Annotated in this window: 20 protein-coding genes and 1 pseudogene; 4 read left to right on the plus strand and 17 right to left on the minus strand. The window is 68.1% G+C overall.

Going from position 1 to position 26,898, the window contains the following annotated elements; all coding sequences use genetic code 11:
• Window positions 1-201: 201 nt before the first annotated feature.
• Entirely contained in the window at window positions 202-414 is a 213-nt protein-coding gene (locus BFE01S_RS35740) for a hypothetical protein (RefSeq protein ID WP_245621281.1), read from the minus strand.
• Window positions 415-579: 165 nt separating this feature from the next.
• Here BFE01S_RS35740 and BFE01S_RS35745 point away from each other — a divergent pair, with 165 nt between their 5' ends.
• Window positions 580-1,020 carry a hypothetical protein gene (locus BFE01S_RS35745; protein ID WP_028229600.1) on the plus strand — a complete coding sequence of 147 codons (441 nt, stop codon included), beginning with the start codon at window positions 580-582 and terminating at the stop codon, window positions 1,018-1,020.
• Between the two features lie 38 nt (window positions 1,021-1,058).
• Here the strand turns inward: BFE01S_RS35745 and BFE01S_RS41535 are convergent, their stop codons facing one another.
• From BFE01S_RS41535 to BFE01S_RS35770, 5 genes are all read right to left on the minus strand, one after another.
• A complete protein-coding gene (locus tag BFE01S_RS41535) occupies window positions 1,059-2,102 on the minus strand; it encodes an ABC transporter permease (protein WP_084170429.1) in 1,044 nt (347 codons plus the stop codon).
• Between the two features lie 4 nt (window positions 2,103-2,106).
• Window positions 2,107-3,165, minus strand: a complete 1,059-nt coding sequence (locus tag BFE01S_RS35755; protein WP_245621282.1) for an ABC transporter permease — start codon at window positions 3,163-3,165, stop codon at window positions 2,107-2,109.
• Entirely contained in the window at window positions 3,162-4,769 is a 1,608-nt protein-coding gene (locus BFE01S_RS41540) for a sugar ABC transporter ATP-binding protein (protein WP_042339924.1), read from the minus strand. The genes BFE01S_RS35755 and BFE01S_RS41540 overlap by 4 nt, the downstream gene beginning before the upstream one ends.
• Window positions 4,770-4,786: 17 nt before the next feature.
• Window positions 4,787-5,821: an ABC transporter substrate-binding protein gene (locus BFE01S_RS35765; RefSeq protein ID WP_028229602.1), complete on the minus strand. Its 1,035-nt coding sequence runs from the start codon at window positions 5,819-5,821 to the stop codon at window positions 4,787-4,789.
• Between the two features lie 131 nt (window positions 5,822-5,952).
• Entirely contained in the window at window positions 5,953-7,038 is a 1,086-nt protein-coding gene (locus tag BFE01S_RS35770; protein WP_084170430.1) for a LacI family DNA-binding transcriptional regulator, read from the minus strand.
• Window positions 7,039-7,259: 221 nt separating this feature from the next.
• Here BFE01S_RS35770 and BFE01S_RS35775 point away from each other — a divergent pair, with 221 nt between their 5' ends.
• Window positions 7,260-8,315, plus strand: coding sequence for an aldose 1-epimerase (locus tag BFE01S_RS35775; RefSeq protein ID WP_245621283.1), 1,056 nt, complete (start codon window positions 7,260-7,262; stop codon window positions 8,313-8,315).
• Window positions 8,316-8,396: 81 nt separating this feature from the next.
• Here BFE01S_RS35775 and BFE01S_RS35780 read toward each other — a convergent pair whose 3' ends face one another.
• The gene (locus tag BFE01S_RS35780; protein WP_042339905.1) at window positions 8,397-8,735 is read right to left on the minus strand and encodes a hypothetical protein; all 339 of its coding nucleotides are present in this window, start codon (window positions 8,733-8,735) and stop codon (window positions 8,397-8,399) included.
• A gap of 265 nt (window positions 8,736-9,000) precedes the next feature.
• Here BFE01S_RS35780 and BFE01S_RS35785 point away from each other — a divergent pair, with 265 nt between their 5' ends.
• Together BFE01S_RS35785 and BFE01S_RS42200 are read left to right on the plus strand one after the other, a co-directional pair.
• Window positions 9,001-10,359: an MFS transporter gene (locus BFE01S_RS35785; RefSeq protein WP_028229606.1), complete on the plus strand. Its 1,359-nt coding sequence runs from the start codon at window positions 9,001-9,003 to the stop codon at window positions 10,357-10,359.
• Window positions 10,360-10,632: 273 nt separating this feature from the next.
• On the plus strand, window positions 10,633-11,121 hold the full coding sequence (locus BFE01S_RS42200) for a DUF3331 domain-containing protein (protein WP_052421083.1): 489 nt from the start codon (window positions 10,633-10,635) through the stop codon (window positions 11,119-11,121).
• Between the two features lie 118 nt (window positions 11,122-11,239).
• Here the strand turns inward: BFE01S_RS42200 and BFE01S_RS35795 are convergent, their stop codons facing one another.
• The 10 genes and pseudogenes from BFE01S_RS35795 to BFE01S_RS35840 form a co-directional block, all read right to left on the minus strand.
• A complete protein-coding gene (locus BFE01S_RS35795; protein WP_028229607.1) occupies window positions 11,240-16,030 on the minus strand; it encodes a cellulose biosynthesis protein BcsC in 4,791 nt (1,596 codons plus the stop codon).
• Window positions 16,021-17,205 carry a cellulose synthase complex periplasmic endoglucanase BcsZ gene (bcsZ, locus tag BFE01S_RS35800; RefSeq protein ID WP_028229608.1) on the minus strand — a complete coding sequence of 395 codons (1,185 nt, stop codon included), beginning with the start codon at window positions 17,203-17,205 and terminating at the stop codon, window positions 16,021-16,023. Before bcsZ ends, BFE01S_RS35795 begins: the two co-directional genes overlap by 10 nt.
• A gap of 1 nt (window position 17,206) precedes the next feature.
• Window positions 17,207-19,789, minus strand: a complete 2,583-nt coding sequence (gene bcsB, locus BFE01S_RS41550; protein WP_084170432.1) for a cellulose biosynthesis cyclic di-GMP-binding regulatory protein BcsB — start codon at window positions 19,787-19,789, stop codon at window positions 17,207-17,209.
• Window positions 19,786-21,999: a UDP-forming cellulose synthase catalytic subunit gene (gene bcsA, locus BFE01S_RS35810; protein ID WP_028229609.1), complete on the minus strand. Its 2,214-nt coding sequence runs from the start codon at window positions 21,997-21,999 to the stop codon at window positions 19,786-19,788. The genes bcsB and bcsA overlap by 4 nt, the downstream gene beginning before the upstream one ends.
• Window positions 21,996-22,793: a cellulose biosynthesis protein BcsQ gene (gene bcsQ / locus BFE01S_RS35815; protein ID WP_028229610.1), complete on the minus strand. Its 798-nt coding sequence runs from the start codon at window positions 22,791-22,793 to the stop codon at window positions 21,996-21,998. Before bcsQ ends, bcsA begins: the two co-directional genes overlap by 4 nt.
• Complete coding sequence (gene bcsP, locus BFE01S_RS35820) at window positions 22,790-23,767, minus strand: cellulose biosynthesis protein BcsP (protein ID WP_028229611.1); 978 nt, start codon at window positions 23,765-23,767, stop codon at window positions 22,790-22,792. Before bcsP ends, bcsQ begins: the two co-directional genes overlap by 4 nt.
• A 63-nt stretch (window positions 23,768-23,830) precedes the next feature.
• Window positions 23,831-24,286: a cellulose biosynthesis protein BcsD gene (gene bcsD / locus BFE01S_RS35825; protein WP_028229612.1), complete on the minus strand. Its 456-nt coding sequence runs from the start codon at window positions 24,284-24,286 to the stop codon at window positions 23,831-23,833.
• A gap of 411 nt (window positions 24,287-24,697) precedes the next feature.
• Complete coding sequence (locus BFE01S_RS41555) at window positions 24,698-25,792, minus strand: CAP domain-containing protein (protein WP_042339913.1); 1,095 nt, start codon at window positions 25,790-25,792, stop codon at window positions 24,698-24,700.
• Window positions 25,793-26,061: 269 nt separating this feature from the next.
• The gene (locus BFE01S_RS35835) at window positions 26,062-26,424 is read right to left on the minus strand and encodes a DOPA 4,5-dioxygenase family protein (protein ID WP_028229613.1); all 363 of its coding nucleotides are present in this window, start codon (window positions 26,422-26,424) and stop codon (window positions 26,062-26,064) included.
• 97 nt (window positions 26,425-26,521) lie between these two features.
• Window positions 26,522-26,898, minus strand: a pseudogene (locus BFE01S_RS35840) (threonine ammonia-lyase, biosynthetic); the annotation flags it as partial.

Below are 26,898 nucleotides of genomic sequence, written 5' to 3' on the forward strand. Positions count from 1 at the left end.
TCAACCACATCAACTACCGGCTTCTTTCTGCGCCGCTGCGTCTGCAGCAGAGAAACGAGATTATGGAGACCGGGCGCAGGTCCGTCAAGCCTCTTTTGCGAATATTTTTTAAAGAGGCGAACCCACCTCACAAGCGGCCTCATTCACACACGTCAGCGAAGCCGGACCACCGCGCTCAGACCATCGGCGTATCGCCTGAGGTCACTGCCCCTTGGGCTTCTTCCCGAACATCGACTTGCACGGCGGCGACAACTCGCTGTAATGCTGCTTCAAGCATGCAGCGATCTTCTCTTTGTTGGGGATATCGCTCGCGCAGAAGTGAAAGGCATCGCCGCGGCACGCGTGATCCTCTTCTTCTTCCGTCGCGGCATGGCCGGCGAGTGCCCAGGACAGTCCCATAAGCAGTGCGGCCATGCAGGCCCTGATCCGGATCGATCGGCTTTCCATGTCGTGCCCTCTCTCGTTAGCTACATATAGGAAGTCACACGCAACCCGCGTTCCCGGCACGACGCTTGCGCCTTCATCGGAATCGCATTTGCCGGGAGGCGCTGCTCTACGCAGCGGCACACCATGCATCCGATGATCCTGAAGATTTCCGTCGGCGCGTCGCTTTGCCTCGCTGCCGTATTGTGCGCAGAGTCCGCTGCCCACGCCGACGACACCGCCAGCCCCTGCGCCGCGCTCAAGCGCATCGTCGCCGCGGCGCCGCAACACTTCGCCGCCCTCGCCCCGAACGACGGCCGCGCCGTCGCACAACCCTATGGCGACGATGCCCACTGCACGACGACGCGCGACACCTATCAATGCGAATGGAGCACCCGCAATGCCGATGCGGATAGCGGCGGCAATCCGCTCGAAGGGGTGGGCGCCGACATCGCCGCGTGCCTGCCCGATGCCACGCACGACCTGAACTCGCCGGGCCGCCAGCACTTCTATCTCGGCGCGCGCGGAAGCCGCACCGAAATCACGGCGCAGACGGAAGGCTCGTCGCGCGTCAGGCTATCCGTCTCTCGAGAGTGAGCGGGAGGACGTGCGGAGGGAAAGAGGATCGCCGCCGGTCACGAACCCGCGGCGCGTCGTACAGCACGCCCGCTGGTCCCCGCCGTACGGGCTGCGCCGTGCCGGCGCCCTGTGAGCACCGTCTGGACGATCACGGCCGCGAGCAGGAACGCGCCGCTTGCGAGGTTCTGATAGTAAGGGCTCAGCGTGCCGACCTGATTGATGACGTTATCGATCACCCCGAGCAGCAGCACGCCCGCCAGCGGACCGGCCATGGTGCCCACCCCGCCGGTCAGCAGCACGCCGCCGATCACCGCTGCGGCAATCGACTGCAATTCGTAGCCGGTGCCGGCGCCCGAGAGCCCCGAATCGAGGTGCGACGCGAGCAGCGCCCCCGACAGCCCGGCCAGCGCGCCGCTTAAGCCATACGCGAGAATCTTCACGCGCTCGACTCGCACGCCCAGCATGCGTGCCGCCTCTTCGTTGCCGCCAATGGCGAAGATCGCCGCGCCAAAGCGCGTGTGATTGAGGAGCAAGGCGCCGAGACTGTAGACCACCACAATCACCCAGATCAGATTGTTCACGCCGAAGATCGACCCGTTGGCGATGCGCGCGAAGAACCCCGGATTCGCGATCAGCAGATCCTGGCTCGCAAGCACGAGCGCGAAGCCCTTGAGGCCGAGCAGCGCCGCCAGCGTAACGATGAACGGCGCCATGCGCGCCCGCACGATCAGCACGCCGTTCACGAGCCCGACGACAAAGCCGGCCGCCACGGGCGCGAGCATCGCCGCGCCCCAGCCATACGGCGCGGCATACGCGGCCAGCACCGTGCCGAGCCCGACCATCGAGCCGACCGAAAGATCGAAGCCGCCCAGAATGATGACGAGGCTTTGCCCCACGGCAACGAGCCCGAGGAAGGCGCTGTTCGAGACGATATCGGCGAGATTGGCGGGGCGCAGAAAATCCGGAAACACCATCCCCGCAATCAGCGCGACGACAACGAGCATGCCGATGGCGCCGCGCGACTGCACGAGCGCGATAAGCTGGGCGCGCCGGCTGCCGCCGGCTTGCCCGGCCGGGGTAGCGGCTTGGGCGGTGGGCATGGCGTCAGGCTCCCGAGCGTTGCAGATACAGCGCCACGACGATGAACACAGCCTTGAGGATCTGCGCGTACGTATAGCTGACATTGTTCATGATGAAGCTCGCGTCGAGCACCTGCAGCAGCAGCACGCCGAACACCGCGCCCACGATCGAAATGCGTCCGCCCGAAAGCGGCGTGCCGCCGATCACCGAGGCGGCGATCGCATCGAGCTCGAAGTTCACGCCGACATAGTTGGGATCGGCCGCGCCGAGCCGCGCGGACGCAAACAGCCCCGCCAGCCCCGCGAGCGTACCGCTCGCCGCATAGACGAGAAAGAGCGTGCGGCGCACCGGGATGCCCGCGAGAAACGCGGCGCTGCGGCTCGCGCCGACAAGAATGGTGTAGCGCCCGAAGGTCGTGCGGCGCACCACGAACGCCACGATCGCGGCAAACGCCAGCGCGATGAGCATGACGAGCGGAATCGGGCCGAGCGTACCGGCACCGAGCAGGTCGAACGCGTCGGTATCGGGCAGATTCACGCGCGAACCGCCCAGCAGCGCCTGCGCAAGCCCGCGCGCGGCCACGAGCAGCGCAAGACCGGAAATCAGCGGATCGATGGCGAGCAGCGCGACCAGCATGCCGTTGCAGAGCCCGGCCACAGCCCCGATGCCTACCGCCGCGATCATGGCCGTGCCCACGCCGTACGGCAGGAACACCGCAATTGCCGCACTGGAAAGCGCCATCACCGAACCGACCGAGAGATCGATGCCGCGCGTCGCGATCGCGAGGTTCTGGCCCAGCGCGATGAGCACGATCGGCGCCGCTTCGAAAAGCAGGCTGCGTGCGGCGAACGGATTCGAGAACCCCGGCGTGACCGCGAGGTTGAATGCAACGAGCACCGCCAGCGCGATATACACGCTGTGCTCGCGCAGCGCCGTGCGCCAGGCCAGCGAGCGGGACGCGCCCGAAGGCGCGCGCGGCGCGGGGGAATTCGAGGGGCTCAAGCGTTCCTCGTTCGATTCAAGGTGGGTCGCCATCGTTGCCGTCGTCGTCGATTGTGCCTGGTCCGGACGGCCCGCGTTCATGGCGTGCCGCCCGCGTCGCTGCTCGTGTCCGTGCTTGCGGCCTCGCCAGGGCCCGGGCCGGCCAGCACGGCGAGCACGTCGTCGGGATGCGCGCCCTGCGTGGGCATGCCGCCCTGGGTCGCCCCTTCGTTGAGCACGACGAGCCGGTCGGTGAGCGCCAGCAGTTCTTCCATTTCCGAGGACGTGACGACCACCGCCAGCCCTTCCCCGGCAAGCTGCTGCACGACGCGATGCACCTCCTCCTTCGCCCCCACGTCGATGCCGCGCGTGGGGTCGTCGAGCAGCAGCACGGTGGGCTGCGTGGAGAGGCAGCGCGCGATCAGCGCCTTCTGCTGGTTGCCGCCCGACAGCGTGGAGATGGGCGCGCCGGGCCCCGCCGTCTTGATGCCAAGACGCGCGATCGACTCGCGCACGAGCTGCGCTTCTTTCGCGCGCGAAATGAAGCCGAACCGCGAAATGCGCGGCAACAGGCTCGCGACGATGTTCTCGCGCACGGAGAGGCGCGGGAAAATGCCTTCAGCGCGACGGTCTTCGGAAAGAAACGCGAGGCCGCGCGCAATCGAGCGCGCCGGCGTGGCGTGACCGAGCGGCTGGCCATCGATATCGACCTCGCCGCCATCCGGCTTCTGCGCACCGAAGATCGCCTTGAACGTTTCGGTGCGGCCGGAGCCGAGCAGGCCCGCCAGGCCGACAATTTCCTTCGGCGCCACGCGAAGCGACACGTCGCGCACGCGGTTGCCCCATTGCAGGTGCTCCACTTCGAGTGCCGGTGTCACGTCCGCCCCGGCTTCGGCGCGGCCCGACCGATCCGACCACGCATGCTCGCCCGCGCTTTCGCGCCCCAGCATCGCGGCGATCAGCGCAGCACGCGGCAACTCGCCGGGCGTGCCGGTGCGCACCACGGCGCCGTCACGCATCACCGTAAAGCGGTCGCACAGCCGGTAGCACTCGGAAAGCCGGTGGCTCACGAACAGCAGGGCAATGCCCTCGGCCTTCAGGCGGTCCACCACGTCGAACAGCACGTCCACTTCGGCGCCGCTCAACGCCGAGGTGGGTTCATCGAGAATCAGCACGCGCGCGCCCAGCGACACGCCGCGCGCGATCGCCACCATCTGCTGGGCGCCGAGGCCGAGCGAACCCAGCCGCGCCGCCGGATCGACCGCCAGCCGGTAGCGCTGCACGATTTCCGCCGCGCGTTCGAGCATCTGTTTCCTGTCGATCAGGAGACCGAATTTTTTCGGTTCGTGACACAGAAAGATATTGTCGGCAACGCTGCGTTCGGGAATCAGGTTGATTTCCTGATAGACCGCGCACACGCCCGACTGCTGCGCGCGGCGCGGACTGTCGAATGCCGCCGCGGCGCCGTCCAGCAAGAGCCCGCCCGCATCCGGTTGATAGAAGCCCGTGAGAATCTTGATGAGCGTCGATTTGCCCGCACCGTTCTCGCCGACGAGGCCATGCACCTCGCCCGCGCGCAGCGTGAGCGAAACGTCGCGCAGCGCGCGCACCACGCCGAAGGTCTTCGACACGCCGCGCGTCTCGAGCACGACGGCGCGCGGCGAAGCGGAGGCAGTTGGGGTGGCGGCGGCTGCGTGTGTCGTCATGGTGCCCTGCGTCGCGCTCAATAGACCTTGCCGGCGTCGAGCGACTGCTTCGCGTTGGTCTTGTCGAAGAGCGCGTCGTCCATGATCTGCTTCTGCGGCACCGGCTTGCCGGCCAGCCAGTCTTCAAGCGACTTGAACGCGAGCGGCCCGAAGCGCGGATTCGTCTCCACATCCGCGGCCACGATGCCTTGCGAGATGTCGGTCACGATCTCCTTGGTGCCGTCGATCGAAACGATCGTCACGCCCTTGAGCTTGCCGGCCTGGCGCAACGCCGTGATCGCGCCGAGCGTCATGGTGTCGGCATGCGTGTAGAGCGCGTTGATGTCCGGGTGCGCGAGCAGCATCTGCTCCATCACCTTCTGCGCTTCGGTCGTGGACCAGTTGCCGGTTTGCGCGGCGACGATCTTCATGTCCGGATACGCCTTGAGGCCCGCGGCAAAGCCGTCGGTGCGCTGGCTTTCCACCGTGTTGCCGTAGCCGCCCTGGATTTCGGCGATAACGGCCTTGCCGCCCGTCGCATTGGCCAGCGCCTTAGCCGCGCGCTCGCCCTGCTTGTAGAAGTCGGAGCCGAGGAAAGTGATGAAGTCGTCGCAGAAGTTGCCGGCCGTGAGGCGGTCGATCGTCACGACCGGGATGCCCTTGGCGCGCGCCTGCGCGAACGCCGGCTGCAGGCCGGTGGAGTCGTTCGGCGCCACGATCAGCGCTTCGGCGCCCTGGTTGATCATGCTTTCGATGTCGGCCACCTGCTTGGCCTGGTTCGCATTGGCGTTCGTATAGAGCAGGCGCTTCACGCCGGCCGCCTTGGCCGCCGCGCGCACCGAAGCCGTTTCCGTCGCGCGGAACGGGTTCTGCTCATTCTCCGACTGCGAGAAGCCCACCACCATGTCGCTCAGCCTCTTGCCGCCGGGCTTGGGGTTCGTGCAGGTCTCGCTGGAATTCGACTGCACTTTCTGTGCGCCGGAATCCGACTGCGCCCAGGCGCTGCCGGTGCCGGCCGCCGCGAAGCAAATCCCGGCGGCGATGAGGATGGACTGAATACGTTGATGACGCATGGCTGTCTCCGTGATAGTCGTCGGCGGCGCGGGTTCTCACCTCGCTCCGGCCAGTCGCTTGTTCTCGTTCTCGCTGGATCCGACGCACTGCGCCGGATTATTACGGCCACTGCTTCAACTAATATTACCAGTCAATTATCGACGATATTAATGAGGGTATTCACGGGGGCGGCGGCGTTGGGCGCGCACACCGAAGCCCGCTCGACAAGCGGACCATCGAGCTTCACGGTGCGCCGCCGCACCGGCGCGCCGGCGCTGCGGTTCTGCTCCTCCTGCAGCAGCGCTTCCACGGCCCAGCGCCCCAGTTCGTAGTTCGGCAGCACGACCGTGGTGAGCGCCGGGTGCGTGTGGCGCGCGATTTCCTGGTCGTCGTAGCCCATCACCGAGACGTCCTCGGGCACGCGCAGGCCCAGTTGCTTGAGCGCCTCGATCGCGCCGGTCGCCATGAGGTCGTTCGCGCAAAAGATCGCCGTGGGCGGATTCGCTTCGCGCATGAGCGAGAGCGTGAGTTCGAAACCCTTGCCGGGGCTCCAGTCGCCGTCGCGCACGAGGCGTTCGTCGTACAGCAGGTCGGCTGTCGCGAGCGCCTGGCGATAGCCCTTCAGGCGGTCCTTCGCCGCGTCCTGCCAGGTCTCGCCGTTGATGAAGCCGATGCGCCGGTGGCCCGCCTGGATCAGGTATTCGGTGGCCGTATGGCCGCCCGTGACCTCGGCCGGCACGACCGATGACAGCGCGTGATCGGACGCGTAGCAGTTGAGCAGCACGGCCGGCACCTTCAGGAGCGCGGGCGGCACGCTCACCTTGCGCGTGTAGACGGTGGCGTAGATCACGCCCAGCACGTTGGGCAGGGCCAGCGTCTGCAGCACGCGCTGCTCCATCTGCGCGTTGCCGTGGGTCGAAAACACCGCCAGCACGCAGCCGTTGTTCCAGGCGGCGTCGCGCGCGCCGTCGATGCTCACGACAGGGTGCGGGCTCGTGGAGACTTCGTCGGCGATGTAGATGATGAGGTTGCGGTCGCCCGCGGGCGCGGGCTGCGCGGCGCGGATCGGCAACTGGTAGCCGAGCGACTGCGCGACGTCGTTCACCTTGCGGCGCGTGGCTTCGGAGAGCTTGGCGCCCACGGCGCCGTTGAGAACGAGCGAAACCGTCGATTGCGACACACCGGCCGCTTTCGCGATGTCGGTCATGGTCGGACGGCGCTGGGTCGATTTTTTCATCGGAGGCAGGAAGGGCTGCGCGGCCTCGCGGCGAGCGGTGCGGCCGTATCGGGCGTGCGCTGGTGGGCGAAGCGTAGCATTAATAATTTGACCCATCAATTGGAGTATGTCGCCATTTTCTACGCTCGCTACCCATTGCGTTTCGCGCCTATATTAACGATTATTAGTAATAAATTTAGCGAAACCCAGGCGAACCCGTGACCTACCCGGAGAGCGATCATTTGACAGCCCAACCGTCCGGCTCGCGCCGCACCGCCCGCGACAGCGGTGCCCCGATCGGGCCTCCCTCCCGGCAGGAGCCGCCATTCGACGCCCGAGCGCTCGACGACGGCCAGCTCGTCGCGCTGACGTGCGGCGGATTGCATGCACTCGTCGCGCCGCACGTGGGCGGCTCGATCGCCGCGTTCTACGACGCCGGCGCCGAAGCTGCCGAACCGTTCCACTGGCTGCGCCCGGCGAGCCGGGCGGCGCTCGACGCCCGCGACCCGCTCGGCATGGCCAGCTTCCCGCTCATGCCCTATTGCAACCGCATCCGTGACGGACGCTTTCGCTTCGAAGGCGAGATGATCGACCTGCCGAGCGGCGCCGGCGCGCTGCGCCACGCGCTGCACGGCCACGCGTGGCGCCGGCCGTGGACCGTGGAGGCGCGCACCGCGGACAGCGTCACGCTCCATTTCGTGCACGAGCCGCGCGGGCGCCGGGAGGGACGCCGCGGCGGCCGGGAGGCCGGGGACGCGCACGCGGGCTGGCCGTTCCGCTACGAGGCGCGGCAGCACATCGTGCTCGACGCCACGGGCCTGAGCGTGCGGCTTTGGGCGCGCAACCTCGCCGCGCGGCCGATGCCATTCGGCTTCGGCCACCATCCGTACTATCCGCGGCAGGCCGGCACGCGCATCGCCGCGCGCGTGCGCGCCATGTGGGAAATCGATTCCGAAGTGCTGCCGGTTTCGCTGAGCACGCATCCTGCCGTCGATGCGCTGCAGGCGGGCCTCGTGCTCGACGACTTCGATCTCGACAACAACTTCTCCGGCTGGCGCCGCGAAGCGCTGATCGAATGGCCGCACGCCGGCCGGCGCCTCACGCTGCGCGCAAGTGCACCGCTCGATTATTTCGTGCTCTTCAGCCCGGCGGGCCTGCCGTACTTTTGCGCCGAGCCGGTCAGCAACACGACCGACTGGCTCAATCTACGCGCGACGCGGCTGGACGTGGGCGGGACCGTGCTCGCGCCCGGCGAGGCGATCGAAGCGCAACTCGCCTGGCTGCCGGAGCGCCTCTAGGTTCGACGCCCCCAGGCACGCAGCCGGGCGGTTCGCGCCGCTTCGCAAGCCGGCCTCACAGACCGGCCTGACCTCCCCGCTTCACATGCCCTTCACCGGCGCAACCGCATTGCGCACGCCCGCGAGCGGCGCGCCATAGCCGCCGGACTCGGCGTTGTTCGGCTGGCCGTTGGCCAACTGGCCGCGCGGATCCGTGGGGCCGACGGGCATCTCGCCGGCCTGCCGGTTGCCGTGGGTAGGATATTCGCTGCCGGGTGCCGCGTTGGGCATCAGCGCGAGGCTGTTCTGCGGCGCGTTGAGATCGTCATTGGGAGCAAGCTGCGCATAGGCGGAACCGGCCGCGAGGCTGGCCGCAACCCCTGCAGCCAGTACGATGGCAAGGACGGGCAGCCGCGCCGCCCGGGTGACGTGAGCCTTCATGTCGAACTCCTTTCAGCAAGCGCGGCGCTGTCGGCTAGCGGGTGGGAACCCATCGGGAGCCGATCGGGAACCCATCGCCCATCACCGCTGGTTTGCATCCCTGAAGCGTAGCAGAGGCACCCCGCCAGCGTAGGTGCCCCCTGGTGCCCTATGCGGCCGCCCCGCCCGCGAATCCGGCACAGCGAGTACCATTCCTGATCGCACCCCGAGAGGCACACCGGGCGCTCCCATGACGCAACCGGCAAGACCCAGGACGGAGACACGCATGAGCCGCAGCCCCACGGTCGATGTGCAGACCTTCATCAACGAGCATCCGTTTTCGCCGTTCCAGTGGCTCGTGTTCGCCACCTGTTTCGTCATCGTGCTGCTGGACGGCTTCGACACGGCCGCCATCGGCTTCATCGCCCCCTCGCTGCTCGGCGAATGGGGACTGGCCAAGCCCGCGCTCGCCCCCGTGCTCAGCGCGGCCCTGTTCGGACTCGCATGCGGCGCGCTTGTCTGCGGCCCGCTGTCCGACCGGCTCGGCCGCCGCGCCATGCTGATCGGCGCGGTGCTGCTGTTCGGCCTCGCGTGTATCGCCTCGGCCTTCGCCGGCAGCATCGGCCAGCTCACGGTGCTGCGCTTCGTGACCGGCATCGGCCTCGGCGCGGCCATGCCCAACGCCGTCACGATGATGGGCGAGTACTGCCCCGACCGCCGCCGCGCCACCATCATCAACCTCATGTTCTGCGGCTTCCCGCTGGGTGCGGCGCTCGGCGGCTTTCTCGCCGCCTGGATGATCCCGCATCTCGGCTGGCGCAGCGTGCTGGTGCTGGGCGGCGTGACGCCGCTCGTCCTCTGCGTGCCGCCGCTGCTGCGGCTGCCGGAGTCGGTGCGCTACATGGTGGCGAACGGCCAGCCGGTCGAACGCATCCGCGCGGCGCTCGTGCGTATTTCCGCCGATGCCGCCGAAGCGAGCGCCTTCTCGATGACCGAAACCGCGCCGCAAACCGGCCGCAAGGGACTCGGCGTCGTGCTCTCGCCCGTCTACCTCGTCGGCTCGCTGATGCTGTGGGTCGCCTATTTCATGGGCCTCGTGATCTTCTACGCGTCGATCAACTGGATGCCCATTCTGCTCAAGGACGCCGGCCTCCCGCCCGCGCACGCCACGCTGATCGCGGCGCTCTTCCCGCTCGGCGGCGTGGGCGCCGTGCTGTGCGGCGCCTTGATGGACCGCTTCAATGCCAACCGCATCATCGCCGCCTGCTACGTGCTGACTGCCTTGAGCGTGGGGCTGATCGGACAGGCGGCCGGCGATGTCGGCGCGCTCGTGGTGGTGGTATTCGTCGCGGGAGTGCTCATGAATACGGCGCAATCGTCGATGCCGGCCCTCGCGGCCGCGTTCTACCCCACGGAGGGGCGCGGCACGGGCGTGGCGTGGATGCTCGGCATTGGCCGCTTTGGCGGAATCGCCGGCTCGTTTCTCGTGGCCGAACTCACGCGCCGGCATTTCACGTTCGGCGGCATCTTCGCGACGGTCGCCGTGGCCGGGCTGATCGCGGGCGTGGCGCTGCTGCTCAAGCAGATCGCACAGCCGCACACGGCCGGCGCGGCGCCGACGGCTTCGGGATCGTTCGGTCACTGAGGCGCGGCCTGTAATCACGCCCGTTTCGCGGGGAACGCAGGCCGCCCGGATTTACTCAGGAATGCGAATCTATCGCCGGAATCCGGCTCATCGGAACCTCGCGCCGCCGGGGCCGGCCGAAAGGCGTGGCACGCGCGGCCGCCGCATTACGAACCTGACAAAATGGCCATTGTTTGGCGAGCCCAAACTGAGTATTTGGAGAATCGGGATTTATCCTGTCTGACGTGGCAGATACGATACCGGCGAGATCGCACAGGACCGGAGGGATTCGACGTGAGCCAGCTACGAACGACATTTTCCAGGCACACGGCGTCCGGCTTTCCCCTGTGCGGACCGGCGCAGGGTGTCGGGTCCGCACGGGAGCAGGCGGGCGACCCGTGGGCGGCAACCATTCTGCAGCTCGGCCAGTTCGCCGAGAGCATCGACCCGGATGAAACCGGCCTCGACGAGGAAGCGCTCACCGAAGCGCCCGCGCCGAAGAGCCGCGAGGCAGTAACGGAGTATGGACGCAATGCGGTCGTGACCTTCGTGGAGCGCATCGGCGAGAAAGCCGTATCGATTTCATGGCGCGATTCGACCGGCGGCAACTACCGCGAGCAGCGCTGGGTGCTGCGCGCCGCGCGTTCGCGCGGGGTGTGCGCGCTCACGGGCAAGAGCATCTCGCGCGGCGACTTCATCTATCACCCCGTGAGCAGCACGCGCGGGCGGCCGTCGAATCTTGCGCAGATGATCCGCGCCGAGGCGCTGGAGGTCTTTGAGTAAGGCTGTGATGGTTCAAACCGGTTCAAACCGGTTCGGACCGGTTCCGCTCCATTCCGGTCGATTCACGCAACCCCATACGACGCGCCACGCTGCCGTATGGGGTTTTTTACGCGGCGCCTCAGTCGGAATTGGCCAGATAAGGCGACGTGAGCGTCTTCGGCGGGAACGGCTGCAAGCCCGACTGCGGCGTGAAGCTGTAGCGCACATACACGGCGGCAATCCACTCGCGGTACTGATACGCGTTGCCGAGCGAGGCCATCGCGCCCACGGCGAGCTGCGGCGCCAGCTGATACTCGCCGCTCGCATAGAGCGAATACGCGAGGCCCGTCTTGCTCTGCCCCGGGTAGACCGCGCTGGGGTCGAGCGAGACCGTCGTCTGTGCGTTCATGGTCTGGGCGGCCTGATTCTGCAAGCCCGGGTCGAGCGGGAAGTACGGCACCGCGTCGAGGCGATAGTGCTGCACGCCGATCGAGCCCTTCACGTCATACGTAAATGCGCCGTTGCGGCCGGCATACTCCACCGGCAAATTGAGAATCACGTATTGCTGCGGGCTGAAATAGCCGCCCTGCCCATAGGTCACGTACGACTGGTTCTTGTCGAACGTCATCCACGTGGTGTTCAGGCCCAGCATCAGGCTCTGGTCGGCGTCCTGATAGAGACGCGTGTATGCGCCACCGCCCGCCTTGCCTTCGTAGTTGCTCAGAACGTGGTGGCCGTCGTAGTACTGGAACTGGCCGTTCACGTAGAGACCGCTCGTGCCGTCGTCCCAACTCAGCGCGGCGCGGCCGCCCGATTTCGTGACACCGCCCCACTCGAGGTTCGCCTGGGCATCGCGCGCGCCTGCGTAGGAAAGCAGGCTGTCGGTCACGGCGCGCCGCGTGACGGCCAGCGAGTACGTGACCTTGTCGGTAATGCCGCCGTCGTACTGCACACCGCCCACCACGTCCTGATAGCGGAAACCCACCGGCGTCGCGCCGATGTCCGCCGTCAGCGAATGGGTCTCGTAGCCGATCGAAAGCCCGACGCCGGTTGCCGTCTGCGAGCCGAAGTTGCCGTAGGGCGGGTGGCCCGCCGAAAGGCCCGAACCGAAGCGCGCCACCGTCGGCAGATCAGTCGCCGCCGTGCCGGCATCGAGCGTGACCGGCGTAGCCGTCACGACGACATGGCCGTTACCCGCCTGAATGCGCCCTTGAATGGGCGCTTCGATATCGGTGAGGTCGGTGAGGCCATCCTCGCCCGCGCGGTTGCGGAATACCGGACCGGCCGTGATCGTGCTGGCCTGGTCGCGGTTCACTTCGGCAAGCTCGGCCGCCACCCCCAGTGTCTGCGTGCTCGCGACCTGCTGCGGCGAGGGCGTGGCACCGGCCGCGGCCGGTGCGTACGGCTGGACGTAGCCGGCCGGCGGCTGCGGGATGTACGGCTGCGCCGCATAGCCCTGGTTAGCCTGGCTCGGATAAGGCGGCTGGGGCACGTAAGGCTGACCATAACCCTGCTGCGCGTAAGGCTGCGGCTGGTAGGGCTGCGGCGCGTAGCCTTGTTGCACATAGCCCTGCTGCGGATACGGTTGCGGTGCGTACCCCTGTTGCGGATACGGCTGCTGGGGGTAAGGCTGCCGGGGGTAAGGCTGCTGCGGATACGGCTGGCCATAGCCCTGCGCGTACGGGTAACGCTGCGGCTGGCCATACCCCTGCGGCACGGAAGCCTGGCGGCTGGCGTTCGCCTGCTTGCGCGACTGCGCGCTCGTGCGCTTGCTCGCAGGCGCGCGCGCAGGCAGCGGCGGCGTGCCATACCCGCCCGCATCATTGGCACGATTGGCGCCGTAGCCACCCTGCGCCTCTTGTGCCTCTTGCGCCGCGGGCGACATCGGCCAGGGCGTAGCGGCATAGGGCCCGGGCTGCTGCGGGGGATACGGATAGGCCTGCTGCGGATACGGCGCGGCAGGCGCGGGTTGCGGATAAGGCTGCGGCGCGTACTGCGCATAGGGCTGCAACGGTTGCGCCGCGGCAGGGGCGCCCGAGGCGCTCGAGCCGTAGGTATCGGGCCCGTAGCTCTCGTCGGCCGGGGCCGGAGGCGCGCTCGCCAGCGGGTTCGTCGCGGGTAGCGGCTGATATCCCGAGACAGCCCCGGCAGGCGCCGCGTAGGGCGTGACGTACGGCGCGGGCGGCGCCGGCGGGAGGGAAGTAGGCACGGTCGTGGCGGGTGACGAAAGTTTGGACCAGGAGGGCGAAGCGGGCGGCGGCGCCAGGCCCGCGGCATCGGCCGCCGCGGCGCCGGCGGTGTCGATGGCGGTCTTGCCCTCGAACGGATTGGTGCCCGGCAGCGGGTTCGCGCCGATCGGCCGGCTGAGCGCCTCCCAGCCGCGCGGCACGTTCGAAGCCGCCGTCGCAACCCGCGCGCCGGGCGGCGTCGTGCTCGCCACAAGCGAGCGCTTCAGGTACTGCGCGGCGAGCGACAGCTTGCCCTCGGCGCGGTACATGCGGCCCACGGCCGCGAGCAGAGCGGGATCGTCGGGCGCGCTGTTGAGCGCCGTCGTCGCGGTGTCTTCGGCAAAGCGCCAGTCTTTCGTCGCCGTGGCCGCGTAGATCGCCGCGGTTAGCAGGCCGAGGTCGTCGGGGCGGCGTCCGAGAGCCACGCGATAGCACTTGAGCGCATTCGCCGGATCGCCCGCCGACGAGTACATCCGCGCGAGCGCCGCCTGCAGGTCCGGGTTGTCGGGCATGGCCGCGAGCCACGGCGCGATCACGGCGTAGGCGCTTGCCAGGTCGCCGCTCGTGCGCACCTTGTCGGCCTGGCGCACGACAATCGCGAGATTCAGGTTGTCGAAGTCGGTGCGCTGCCCGGGCGTCAACTGCATCGTCCCGAGGCGACGCATCACGTCCCCCAGCAGCGCGTCCTGGTGGCTCGCGAGCAGGATGCCCGCGTACTGGAGTTGCAGGCCGGGGTCGCCCGGCGCCGCCGACATCGCGCCCTGCACGAGCCACAGCGCGCGGTTCGGATCGCCCGCGGCCACGTAGCCGCCCGCCAGTTCGCCGATGAGCGACGGCGTGGCAAGCGCAATGGGTTCGGCGTTGCGCAGGACCGCGAGCGCCTGCGCGTTCTGACCGCGCTTCGCCATCTGCGCGGCGAGATCGACCTGCTGGCCCAGCCACAGGCGATGCTGCAATTCGGTCATCGCCGCGGTGCGCTGCGCGACGGGAATGCGGTCCAGCACCTGCAGGCCGTTCGACCAGTCTCTCGTCTGCTCGGCGAGCAGCGCGCTCGCATAAAGCGCATCGACCATGTCGGGGTGCGTGGCGAGCAGGCCGTCCATCATGCTGCGCGCCGTGCCCACCGCGCCCTGGCGCACATAGATGCGCGCGAGATCGAGCCGCAGCCACGGATCGTCAGGATTGCTCACGAGTGCGTCTTCGAACAGGCTGCGCGCCTGCCCGAGATCGCCCCGGGCTTCGGCTTCGCGTGCCTGCGCCGCTTCCGCCGTGCCGCGCAGGCGGTCGAGGCCGCCCGCCTTCGCCTGCTGCTCGGCGGTGAGCTGGGTGGCGAACTGCAGCGCCTCGTCGCCGCGGCCCTGCGCGGCGAGCGCGCCCACGAGGCCGCGAATCGCGTCGGGGTTGTCGGCCTGGCGGCGCAGCGCCATGCGGTAAGCCTGTTCGGCGCCCTGCGGATCGTGATTGGCGAGCAGCGCTTCGCCCAGCATGACCTGGGCGGTGACGTCGGACGGGTTGAGCGCAATCGCGCGCTCGTAGAGCGACCTGGCTTTTTCGAAATCGCCGTTGCTCTGCGCGCCGATTGCCTGGCTCGTATAGGTCCAGTAGGTCGCGCTCGTGAGCGCCTGGCGCCAGCGCGCCGGGTTGCCCGCGCGCGACGCGCGTTCGAGATCGTTGCGGGCCGCTTCGAAGTGCTCCTGCTTCAACTCGACGATACCCATGCCGCCCAGCGCATCGCCGTCGTTCGGCGAGGAGGCGAGCACCGAGGCAAAGCGGGCGCGCGCCGTCACGAGGTCGTCGCGGTCCAGCGCGGCGAAGCCCTCGCCGATCGTGCGTCCGCGCACGTCGTTCGCCGCGCCTTCCTCGGAACGCATGCGGCCTTCCTGGTCCTGCTTGACCATGCTCTCGTAGCGCGCCTTCACGGCGGGATCGTCGGGCACGAGCTTCAGGTAGGCGTCGTAGAGCGGCTGGTCGGAAGGCCGCGCCGCGAGCCACAGCAGCGCCTGGCGCCAGCTCGCGCGCGCCTGCGGCCCGACCTTGCCGTCGCCCGCGAGTTGTTCGAGCCGGGCAATGCCGTCGCGGCGCGTGGCGTCGCGGTAGGTGAGGTGCTGCGCGTAAGCCAGCGCGTAGCGCGGGTCGTCGGGATTCTCGCGCGCGAGATCTTCGAGCCCCTTGCGCGCCTCGTCCCAGCCGTTCGGCGTGGCCGAGAGCGCCTGGTAGTATTCGAGCCGCAGTTCGGGCGTAGCGGGCTTGCCGCCGATCGCCTTCTGGTACTGCTCGACCGCCGAGGCGCTCTTGCCCATCTGCGCGAGGCGCCGCGCATCGTTCACGGTCTGGTCGCGCGGACTGCTCTGCCCCAGCCGCCGGCCCAGTTCGTCGATGCCGGGATAGTCGGGCGCCGCCGCGCGCAGCTTCTCCAGGTACTGTTCCGCGCCGCCGCCGTCCTTGCGGTCGGCCATGACCATGCCCATGCCGAAGAGCGCATCGGGCTGCTTCGGATCGATGCGCAGCACCTTCTGCCACGCCTGCTCGGCGAGGTCGCCGCGGCCATGCGCCTGCCAGTACTTGCCCTGATCGACGAGCGCCTGCAAGGGGTCCGGCGCGGCGGCATGCACCGCCGGCGCGAGCGTGAGCGCAACGCCGCCCGCGAGCGCGAGGCAAGCGGCAAGCGTGCGGGCGCGGCCGGGTCGCATCTTCATTCGCATGCCCCCTTCCACGACGGGATCAGTTGCCCATCCACGTCGAAGCGGTAACGGCCATCGATCGCGCCGGTGCCGAAGAGGCCCAGCACGCGGTCGTAGTACACCGGCTCGCGGCCCGGCAGGCCGTCGTCGAGCGCGGCCAGGTGGGTGCGCGCGAGCGCGAGGCTCTTCGTGTCGCCGAGCGCGGCGAAGTACGGCGCGAGCGCCCCCCAGTAGCTGAGCGGCCCCTCTCCGGTGCCGACTCCCGTTGTCACCGCAACCTTCTCCGGCGGCACGCCCGTTTGCGCCACGCGCTCGCTCATGCCGCGCACCGCGTCGAGCCAGGGCTTCGCGAGCGGATCGGCGCTCGCCGTGAGGCCCGCCCAGAGATACACGCGGATCGCGTCGTAGCTGCCCAGGTCGCCCGTCTTCGGATCGACGACGAATTGCCCCTGGTGCCAGGCGGCCCAGTCCGGCGCGAAGCCGCGCGGCGAAGTGGCCATCACCATCTTGAGCGTGTTCTGCGCGAGCGCCGTCCACGGCCCGGTATGCAGGTCGTGCGCGAGGCCGCGCAGGAGCGGCAGCGGCAGATAGCTCGGATTCACGCGCGTCACGCCGCCGTTGACGAAGCCCTGCGGCCCGGGCAGCAGCATGGGGCCCAGCCCGGCCAGGTCGGTCATCTCGCGCTTTTCGATCTGCGCGGCGAGCGCCGTGCCGAGCGCCGTATAGTCGGGCGCATTCCAGAGCCGGCCGGCTTGCAGGAGGTCGTAGGCGATCCAGAGGTCGGCGTCCGATGCCGGGTTCGGGTCGAGCACGCCCCATGAGCCATCGGGCTTTCTGCCCCATTGCCACGCTGGCAGATGCATGTTGCCGGCGTCGAACTGACCGCCCGCGAGATTCAGGCGCGTCCAGGCCAGCAGGCGGTCGAAGGTGGCGCGGTCGTTCGCCACGAGCGCGAAGAACATGCCGTACGACTGGCCTTCCGAAGTCGTTTGCTGCACGGCCGTCGCATAGTCGATCACGCGGCCGTCCGGCTGCACGAAGCGCGCGACGAACGAGCGGTACGAGGGCCAGTCGCCGCAGGTGGCCCCTGGTGTCGTCTGGGCCGCCTGGGCTCCCAGGGCCGCGACAGCGAGCGCGACGCCGCAGGCGAACCGGCTGGCGGCAAGAACCCGGCGCGAGCGCGAGGGCTGTTTCATATCAGTCCTTCAGGCGACGCGCAGCCACGGCGCGAAGAATACGGAAGAAGAGCGCTGCGATCACGATGGCCGCGAACACCCCGCTCAGCACGAGCAGCAGCGGATGCGACGACAACACCCAGCGCAGATACTCGATGGGCGAGAGCGAGCCCACGTAGTAGGCCTCGCCATTGGACGTGACCGTGACCGTGCGGCCATGGATCACGTCCATGGCGCCCTGGATCGACGGCAGCACGTCGGCATCGAGCAGCGCCGAGGTGATCTCGGCCTCCGATTCGCCCGGCGCGCTGATCAGCGCGACCACGCTGCGCCCCCGCCGCAACGGCGATTCGAAGCCCGTGATCAGCGCACTGCCGCCGTTGCTCACGAGCGAGAGATCGGCGCGCGCCGGGGCGCGCTCCACGCCGCGCGGGCCGTGCCACCAGTCTTCGAGTTCGAACGCGAGGTCCGATAGCGTGAAGGTGCTCGTGTCGCCGTCGGTCGAGAACGGCATCGACTTCGCCCAGGTCTGCAGCAAGGGCTGCCGGCCCGGTCCGCCGAGCATCAGCAGATCCTTGTCTTCGAGACGGGCGACGTCGCCTGGTCCGCCGATCGTCACGCCCGTGACCGGATAGCCCGTCGATTCGCCCATGCGCCCCATCGCGAGGAGGTAAAGGCTGTAATCGCTCGACGTGGGCTCGCTCGGGAAGATCACGGCCGTTTCCGAAAGATCGGCCATGCGCGTGAACGGGAAGCCGCTGTTCGCGAACGCGGCGAGGTCCGGCAGCGCCATGTAGTGCGGGAAGCCGGAAAGATCGATCGTCGAATCGGGATCGATCGAGCCCGCCACGTTCTGCTGGAGCCGGCCCGTGCACTCTCCCGTATCGGGGATGTCGTAGTAGAAGTGCAGGCGCAGCTGCGAGCGCGGCGTGAGCAGCAGCGGCGGCACGTGAACGATGCGGCGCGCGACGCCCGTCGTGGAAAAGTCCGCGCCGAAGCGCGCGAGCAGGCTGCTCAGGCTGAAGCGCGAAGGCGTCACCGCGGGAATCTGCAGCGCCGAAACGAAACTGGTGTTCACGCTGACGTTCAGCGACGAACGATCCGGCCGCGGACGCACCGAGTAGCGATAGCGCAGGTCGAGCGGCGCGCCCTTGGTGTTCCACATGAAGAGGTCGGGCGGCACGTGCAGGTTCAGCGAGATCGCGCCCGCGTCGTAGCCCGTCACCGAAAGCGCGCGCTCGTCCACCAGTTCGCCGAAGCGCACCGGGCGGCTCGTCGGCAGCCAGTTCGGCGCGTCGTAGGGCACGCGCGGCTTGAGCGTGGTGAGCTGGCTCACCGTGACGCTCGTGCCGGAGAGCGTGTTTTCGCCGAGCGCGAGCGCGCTGGCCGCGGTGCGCAGTTCTTCCGCGTTGCGGCCGAGCACCAGCAGCAGTTCGCCGCGGGCCGGTTCGCTGCGCTCCACCACGGCGATGGTCGGGCCGGAGACGCCCGGCAGCGGCACGCCGTCGAGATGCGAATCGGCAAGCGCGAACACCACGGCGTTGCCCGAAAGCGGCACGCTGCCCACCTGCGCCGGAAAGAGCGCTCCGCGATAGCCTGCCAGCGCGCCGAACCACGATGCCACCGTGCCCGCGGCGGCCAGCGTGCCGGCGTCGGGCTTGCCGGCAAAGACGAACGGCAGTTCGAGCCGGCGCACGTCGCGGCGGTCGAAGAACGGCTGGGGCAACGCGGCCAGATCGGGTTTGGTCGGCAGCGACGCGTAGGTCAGGTCGAGCGAGCTCGCGTTGCTCACCGTTGCCCATAGCGCGGAGTTCGAGGGATCCTCGCAACGGCGCGTGTAGTGGCCGATCAACTGGACGTTGAGGTGGTTGAACTCGGTGATGAAGCGCGGATCGAGCGAGATGTCGCGCGCCACCGTCGTGCCCGCCTGATCGTGCGGCACCGGCAGCGTGGCCGCCACTTCGCCGTTCACGAGCACCTTCAGCTGCGAGAGCTCCGGCAGGAGCGCGGGCGAGTAGCTATAGATGAGATGCAGCACCGCACCCGTGACCACTTCGTCGTTGCGCACCGAGAAGGGCACGCCGTTCTGGCCGTCGGTGCCGCGCAACTGGAGCGGATCGAGTGCGCCGAGATCGGCGAACGTCAGCGTCTGGCGCCGGCCGCCGGGCACCAGCGTGCCGGGGTTGGCCGTGGTCGGCGGACGCATGCCGAGGAGCTTCTGCTGTTCGGGAGAAAGCGGCGGCACGCTCAGGGCGACCGGCGGCTGCTTGATCTCCTGCGCATCGAACGGCTGGGCGGCACCCGGCGGCGGCACGGCGCCCACGGCCATCGCACCGTCGGCGGCGCGGCCCGAGCCCGTCGCAGCCGATGCGGCCGCGGGAGCCGCGGGTGCCTTTTGCGCCCAGGCGCTCGACGCGCCGAAGAACGGCACGATCCATGGCGCCATGGCGATCTGCGCGGCGGCACACCACGCGAGCGCACGCGCCGTGCGCGCATATCGCGAAACGCGCGCGTTGCCCGGCTGGCTTCGCTGCATGCCTGCGCGTGCAGTCCCTCCCTCGTCCGAACCGTGGCGCGGACGTAAAACCCCGGTCCTTTTTTTCATGTCCCTTGGCTGTCTTTTTGTCCGGCCTTCTTGCCTTCGCGCTTCGTCCACGCGCGCAGGTCGCCGTAAAGATGTTCGAAAAGTCCGCCGATGCCGCGCACGCCCACGCGTAACACGTGCGAAAGCGCGCGCAGCGGCGCGTCGGCCTGCCGGCCCTCCGCCCAGCCGGTCCATGCATCGGCGCGCGAGAACGTCGTCTTCACGAAGTCGAATTCCTGGTCGCGGGTCATCTCGACGAAATGCAGCCCCGCGCGGCCCGGCGCCGAGAAGCTCACGGTCGCCGCGAACGCATATTCCTCGTCGCCGCGAAAGAGCGAAACCGTCACGCTCTCGTGCAGCGGCACCTGAATATTCTGCGGCAGCGCGACGCCCACGCCGCCCTCGGAGTAGTCGATGGTCTCGCACGCCAGCGTGCGGCCCGTGCCGAAGCGCAGCATCACGGGCATCTTCATCGAGATGCGGTGCACGGCGCGCACCTGCTTCTGCTCGTTGGCAGCCGCCACGCTCGCGCCGAGGATCAGCATGTTGTAGGCCGTCCACGCGAGATTGAGGATCGTGGTCTGCACTTCGCTGTGCACGTGCGCGTAACGGTAGATGTGCACGAGGCCGAACACGAAGCCGAGCAGGTTCAGGATCAAAAGGATCAGGTAGGGGCGCGAGATCGACCAGTCGAAATAGTTCTCGACGATCTGTCCGCCCTTGGCCGTCACGTTGAACTTGCCGAGCCTGGGGTTGATGAGCGCGAGCAGCGTGGGCGCCGTGATGTACGACGCCAGCACCGATTCGTACACCTCGGCCCAGAACGAATGGCGGAACGCGCTCTGCATGCGCGAGTTCGTGACGTTCGCATGGAACATGTGCGGCAGCGCGTAGAGCGCGATGGCCGCCGCCGATGCCTGGATCACGTGCGCGCCGAAGAACAGGAACGAGAGCGGCGCGGTGAGGAACACGAGACGCGGCACGCCGTAGAAGAAGTGCATCATCGCGTTCAGGTAGCACAGGCGCTGGCCGATCGAGAGGCCCTTGCCGCCGAGCGGATTGTCGATGCGGAAGATCTGCGTCATGCCGCGCGCCCAGCGAATGCGCTGGCCGATGTGGCCCGAGAGGCTTTCGGTGGCAAGGCCCGCGGCCTGCGCGATCGCGAGATAGGCCGTGGTATAGCCGAGGCGGTGCAGCTTGAGCGCCGTGTGGGCGTCTTCGGTCACGGTCTCCACGGCAATGCCGCCGATCTCCTCTACCATCGAGCGGCGCAGGAGCGCGCACGAACCGCAGAAGAACGTGGCGTTCCAGAGATCGTTGCCGTCCTGCACGAGGCCGTAGAAAAGTTCGCCTTCGTTGGGCACTTTGCGGAAGGTGCCGAGATTGCGCTCGAACGGGTCCGCCGAAAAGAAGTGGTGCGGCGTTTGCAGCATCGAAAGCTTCTTGTCGCGCAGGAACCAGCCAAGGCAGATCTGCAGGAAGGAGCGCGTGGGGATGTGGTCGCAGTCGAAGATGGCGAAGTACTCGCCGTTCGTGATCTTGAGCGCCTCGTTGATGTTGCCGGCCTTCGCGTGGCGGTTGTGCGCGCGGATCGTCCAGTTCACGCCCACTTCTTCGCAGAACGCCTTGAAGTCGGGCCGGCGGCCGTCGTCGAGCACGTGGATCGAGAGCTTATCGGGCGGGTAGTCGAGCGCGAGCGCCGCGTAGATCGTGGGCTTCACGACCGCGAGCGGCTCGTTGTAGGTGGGGATGAACACATCGACGGTGGGCCAGTCCGCGCGCGAGGCCGGCAGCGGCACGGGCTTGCGGCGCAGCGGCCAGGCCGTCTGGAAGTAGCCGAGCATCAGCACGAGCGTCGCGTAGACCTCGGCCGACACCAGCAGCAGCCCCCAGGCCATGTCGAGCGGACGCGTCCAGTAGGTGGTCTCGGTCAGGCGCCAGAACATGTAGCGGCCCGAGGCGATCACGGAAAGCATGACCATCACGAGCGTCGCGTAGTGCCCCTCCACGCGGCGGAACAGCAGCGCGCAGACGAAGCAGCAGGTGGCGAACACGAGCTGCCCGGTGTTCGGCAGCGGCACCGTGAACACGAAGAAGAGCGAGCACAGCGCGAGCGCCGTGAGCACGATCACGACCGGCGTGCTGTTCCAGATGCGCGCGTCGGCGAAGCGCTCGAGGCGCGAGGCGCGCCGCGGCGCCGCGCTGGCGGAATCCGTCTCCAGGGTGCTCATGCCACGCTCCTGTGCGAATCCGCCGTGGCGGCCGGTGCCTCCAGCGCCGCGAGCAGCCAGGCCCCGCAGGCGCGCATGTCGACGGAAGCCTGGCAGAGCGGGTCGTACCGCACGACCGTGGTGTTGCAGGCGAGCGATTCGCTCACGCCCTCGTCGGCGTGAATCGAACCGGGAAACATGTGGCCGCCCAGCATGTCGCGCAGCACGCGCAGGACGTCCTTGTTGAGCTGGCGCGCCTGATCGACCTGGTTCACCACGTAGCCTTCGCCGAGGAATTCCGGGCGCGGGGCCGCGTAGGCGTCGATCATGCGCTGCATCTGCGGGATCGCGGCGTAGGAGGCGGCGTCCGCGAGCACGACGTTGACGGCGAAATGCGCGGCCGACAGCGCGGCGCGCGTGTACGCCGACGAGCCCGGCGGCGTATCGACGATCACGATGTCCGAAGAGCCGAGCCGCAGCGCGGCGAGGCCGCGCGCGAACCACTGCGGGTTTTCGTCCAGATGGCGTTCGAAGAGATGCTGCTCCGCCTCCACGAGCGCGCCGAACGCGAGGACCGTCACGCCGTCGGCGCCATCGATCATCGCGCGCTGCCAGGGCACGCCCGCAAGCGCGGCGCGCGAGAGGCCATCGACGCTGTCGAGCGGAACGCCGAAGTAGAGCCGCAGCGAATTCTGCGGATCGAGATCGACGGCCACCACGCGCCGCCCGGCCGCCGCGAGGACGGAAGCGAGATTGGCGGCGAGCGTCGTTTTTCCCACGCCGCCCTTGGCCGATACCACGCTCACCACTTTCATGGCCGGCCCCCTCCCTTGAGAAACCACGGACGGCGCGGCGCGGGCGCGGCCTTCGGTTCGGTGCCCCCGGCTTGCGGACGCGGCGCCTGAGCGGTGCCGCGCAATCGGTCGAACAGGCTGTCGAGGCGGCCGTCGGCCTCTAACGCACGGGCGGGTGGTGCGTTTTCCAGCGACGATGCGGGCGCCGCGCCCACCAGTTTTCTGAGCGGCGACGAACGGGTGGGCGCAGCAGGCGGACGATTCGGTGCTGCCCTCGCTGCCGGACCCGCCGCAAGCGGTGCGGACCCGGCTGGCGCCGTTCGTGCTGCAATCGCGGGCGCGGCCATCGCCGTCCGTCCGGTCAGCGGCGGCAACGCGCCGCGTGGCGCGATGCGCGGCTCGATACCGGGCTCGACGCCGGGTTCGACGCCTGGTTCGATACCGGGTTCGATACGTGGCTCAGGCACTGTCGCCTCGAAGCCTGCTCCGCTCGCGGCTTCGTCGGCATCGGACGGCGGCGGCGGCGCCTCGGCGCGGTCGTCCATCGACGGGGTCGGCGAAAAACGGAACGCCGCGCTTTCGGGCGCCCGCGGCAAAGACTTCTCGAGCACGGGCGGAATATCGCGGCGCGGCGAACGCGTGAAGAGCGGTGCCGAGCGGCGCAGCGCCGCCTGCGAACGGTCGCGCGGCGAGAGGCCGCCGCCGGCGTGCCGCGCCGCGAACGCCGCACCGGTTCCTGCGCCCTCGCCTGCCTCCCCGGCATCCGGCTCGCCCGCTTCGCCCTGGGCAGCCTCGACTCCTGCCGGATCGGCACAGGCCTGGCCGCGCGCGACGTCGAGCGCGTCCAGTTCGACCTTGCGCGGGTCGATCAGGCCGAGCAACGGCCAGCGGCCGCGGGCCTCATGTGCCTCGCCTTCCATGCGGATCTCCCGGTAGCTGCTCGAGTCACCCCCGAACCGGTCGAACAGTGCTTTGATGTCGCGTGAGGTACTCATAGTTCGACGAACGACGAAATTCGATTGCGAACTGCCTGTCAAGCGGCAGCCAGGGTCCGACGGTCAGGCCGTCGCGCGCGCCAGGTGGAACTCGACGGCATAGCCGTCTTCGGGCACGCCGGCCTGCACGACTGTCAGGTCCGACGCGCCCATGGCATCGAGCCATGCCTGATAGCTGCCTTGCAGGAACGCCGGCGTCCAGGCGAGGGCATCGCCGCCGAACGCGGGCAGCGGCGCGCCGTAGTGCACGATGCGCAGGTAGTCTCCCTCGTCGGCCAGTTCCACGCAGCCCCACTGGATCGAGGCCCAGCGTGCGTTGAGCGCGGCGGCGAGGGCTTCGGTGGATTCGCAGGCCGGCAAGGGATGCTCGGCGGCAAAACGTTCGCCGACCCGGAACATTAGCTGACGCAGTTCCTCGCGATCGAGCTGGGCCGCGAATTCCGCAGCCAGCGCGCGCAGCAGACCGCGCCATTGAGGAGAGAGATGTTGTTCGAGCAGGACATCGACGACGGTCGGCATGGATGGCAAGTCCGGGTGGGTGTTGGCTTGATTTCCAGCAATACGGCGCCTCGCGAGACCGCACGCCGGACGCTCAACCTCGGGCCCGATATCGCGCGCAGTGTAACGACCGGCAAATTTTTTTCTACCGCCTGCCGCAATAATGCGCCCAAAGGTTTAATCGTTAACTTAACAACAGCAAACGTTTTCCCGTAACTGGACGGCAGTATAGCTCAGGGAATACCGGCGAACCCCGTCCGTCTGGCAAGACTAAAGTCAGAAAAAAATGCAGGCGGAATTCAAACGGAATGACTGCGCGAAAGCCGGTATTTCTTGCTCCTCCCCGTCGTGGTACCGGCAACCCATCCCGCAATCAAAAAAGCCCGCCCCGGTGAAGAGGCGGGCTTTGTGTTCCGGGCTTGCGCCCGACGCTCAGAAGAGCGGCAGCGGGCGGTTCGCTGGCGCGCCAGGCTGCGCTTCGTTCGATACCGTAGCCACGCCCGTCGAGAACGACCAGGCCACGTCGATCACGTTGTTCTGCGCGCCGTTGGTCAGCACGCCCGTCACGTGAACCTGGTAGGTCGCGTTGCTCGCGAGCGGCTGGTACGGCACGCAGAGCGCGCCGTTGGTCAGCTCGCCCGGGTCGGTCTGCGGCGTTTGCGCGAGACACGGCACGTTGTTCCCGTTCGCATCGGTAATCGTGAAATTCAATGCATTCAGCGTGCCGGCAAAGCCGCTTTGAATCGTCACGGGATAACCCACCGTGGTGAGTTCGTATTGCGTTGCATTGGCAAACGGATTCGGCGATTCGTTTGCAAACCAGCTGGTCGGCACGCCTTTTTGTCCCGCATAGGGATAGGTGACGACTGCCGTTGTCGGCATCGCATTCACTTCATTGCCGAAATCGATGTTGAAGGCTTCCCAGCTCGCGTTGGCCGAGGTGGCGGTGCCCATCGACTGGAAGTCGTCGAGCATGACGATGCGGTGGTAAGGCGCGTCGAAAAGCGTTTGCACCGGCATCACGCTGTTGGGAAAGGCGGCGGGCTGGCCCGCCACCACCACTTCGCCGTAGGCCGAATAGTTGCCTTCGGCCGCAATGCGCGCCTGCGGCGTCGCGCCCGTATAGCCCGGCAGGCCAGCCGTCTCGTCGTGGCCGTAGGTCTGGTTGTCGACGAGATAGGTGGCATGGTCGAGCGACGCCGCGGTCAACCCGGCATCGGATGCAAGGGCCGGCAGCCCGACCGTCTGGCGCATGGCGTTGATATACGCGATGCCGTCGGCCGTGGCGTTGCCGCTCGCGGACGGCAAGGCGGTGGGCGTGGCGGCAGCCGGAAGCAGCGTGACCGAGCCGGCCAGCTGCGTTGCCGGGGGCGTCTGCGCGTTGTTGTTACCCGACGCGTTGCCAACCGGCGCGCTGCCGCTGCTCGTGCTGCCGGAAGAGCCGCCGCCACCGCCGCCGCACGCGGCGAGTAACGCAACTGCGAAAAGGGAAATGGCTTCTAGCCTGAATCGGGAGGAAAACCGCATGCCGTACTGCCTTCAATCCTGGTGCCTCTAAGGCGACGCGGAAAGCCAGGTCCCGCCGCGTTCGCTACCGTGTGATGCAGCGCGTCGGCGGGTGGCCGGCACGCTGGCGATGCGCCTTCTGCGCGCACCAGTTGTGTAACGGCGGTAAACGTTAAAACTTGAATAAAAACAGGACTCTTACATCTGACAAAAGCGCGGATTCCCCACCGATCGTGCGGCCATCTGACGTCAAATCATCAGATGAAAGAGCGGCTTGCGCGATTGGGTGATCAGTCGCCCAGGGCGGCCAGATTGAGCGTGTGCGAATGACCGATCCACATCGCGCAATCGCGATGGTCGCGCAGCGAATCGGCGGTGTTCGGGTGGACGAAGACGTCGAGTTCGCCGTGATTCAGCACGAGCCATTCGGCAATTTCGGTCAGACGCTCGCGCGCAAAGGCAAGCTGGTACGACCACTTGGGATGCGGGCCGACCGGGCGCTCGTGGAAACGCCCCATTTGCAGCGTGCTGCCGAGGTAAGCGAAGTGCGATTCGATGGCGACGCGCAATGCCCAGGCGGCATCGCGGGTCGCGGCGTCGAAATAGACGTGGGCGTGCCAGCTTTCGATTTCAGCCGGATCGAGAGAAGTCATAAGAGGCGGGAAAGGTTCGACGAGGCGTTATTTTGCCGTGAAACGGGACGGCGGGGCGTTCCCCGCCGCCAGATCATGGCGCCGTGCCGTCATGGCTTCATTGCAGGAACAATCGATAGGCCGGATTGTGCGTCTCTTCCCAGTGCGGGTAGCCAAGCGTGGCGAGAAAGCGAGCGAACTCCGCGTCGTCCGCCGCCGGCACCTGGATGCCCACCAGGATCGAACTGTAGTCCGCCCCCTGGTTGCGGTAGTGGAACAGGCTGATGTTCCAGTCCGGCGCCATCGACGAGAGAAAGCGCATCAGCGCCCCCGGGCGCTCCGGAAACGCGAAGCGGAACAGCCGCTCGTCGTGCGCCAGCGGCGAGCGCCCGCCCACCATGTAGCGGACGTGCTGCTTGGCCAGTTCGTCCCCCGTCAGGTCTACCGTCGGGAAGCCGTGCGAAACGAACGCCTGCGCGATCTGCTCCGACTCCC

It is taken from the genome of Paraburkholderia ferrariae NBRC 106233 (genome assembly GCF_000685035.1).
Lineage (GTDB): Bacteria > Pseudomonadota > Gammaproteobacteria > Burkholderiales > Burkholderiaceae > Paraburkholderia > Paraburkholderia ferrariae.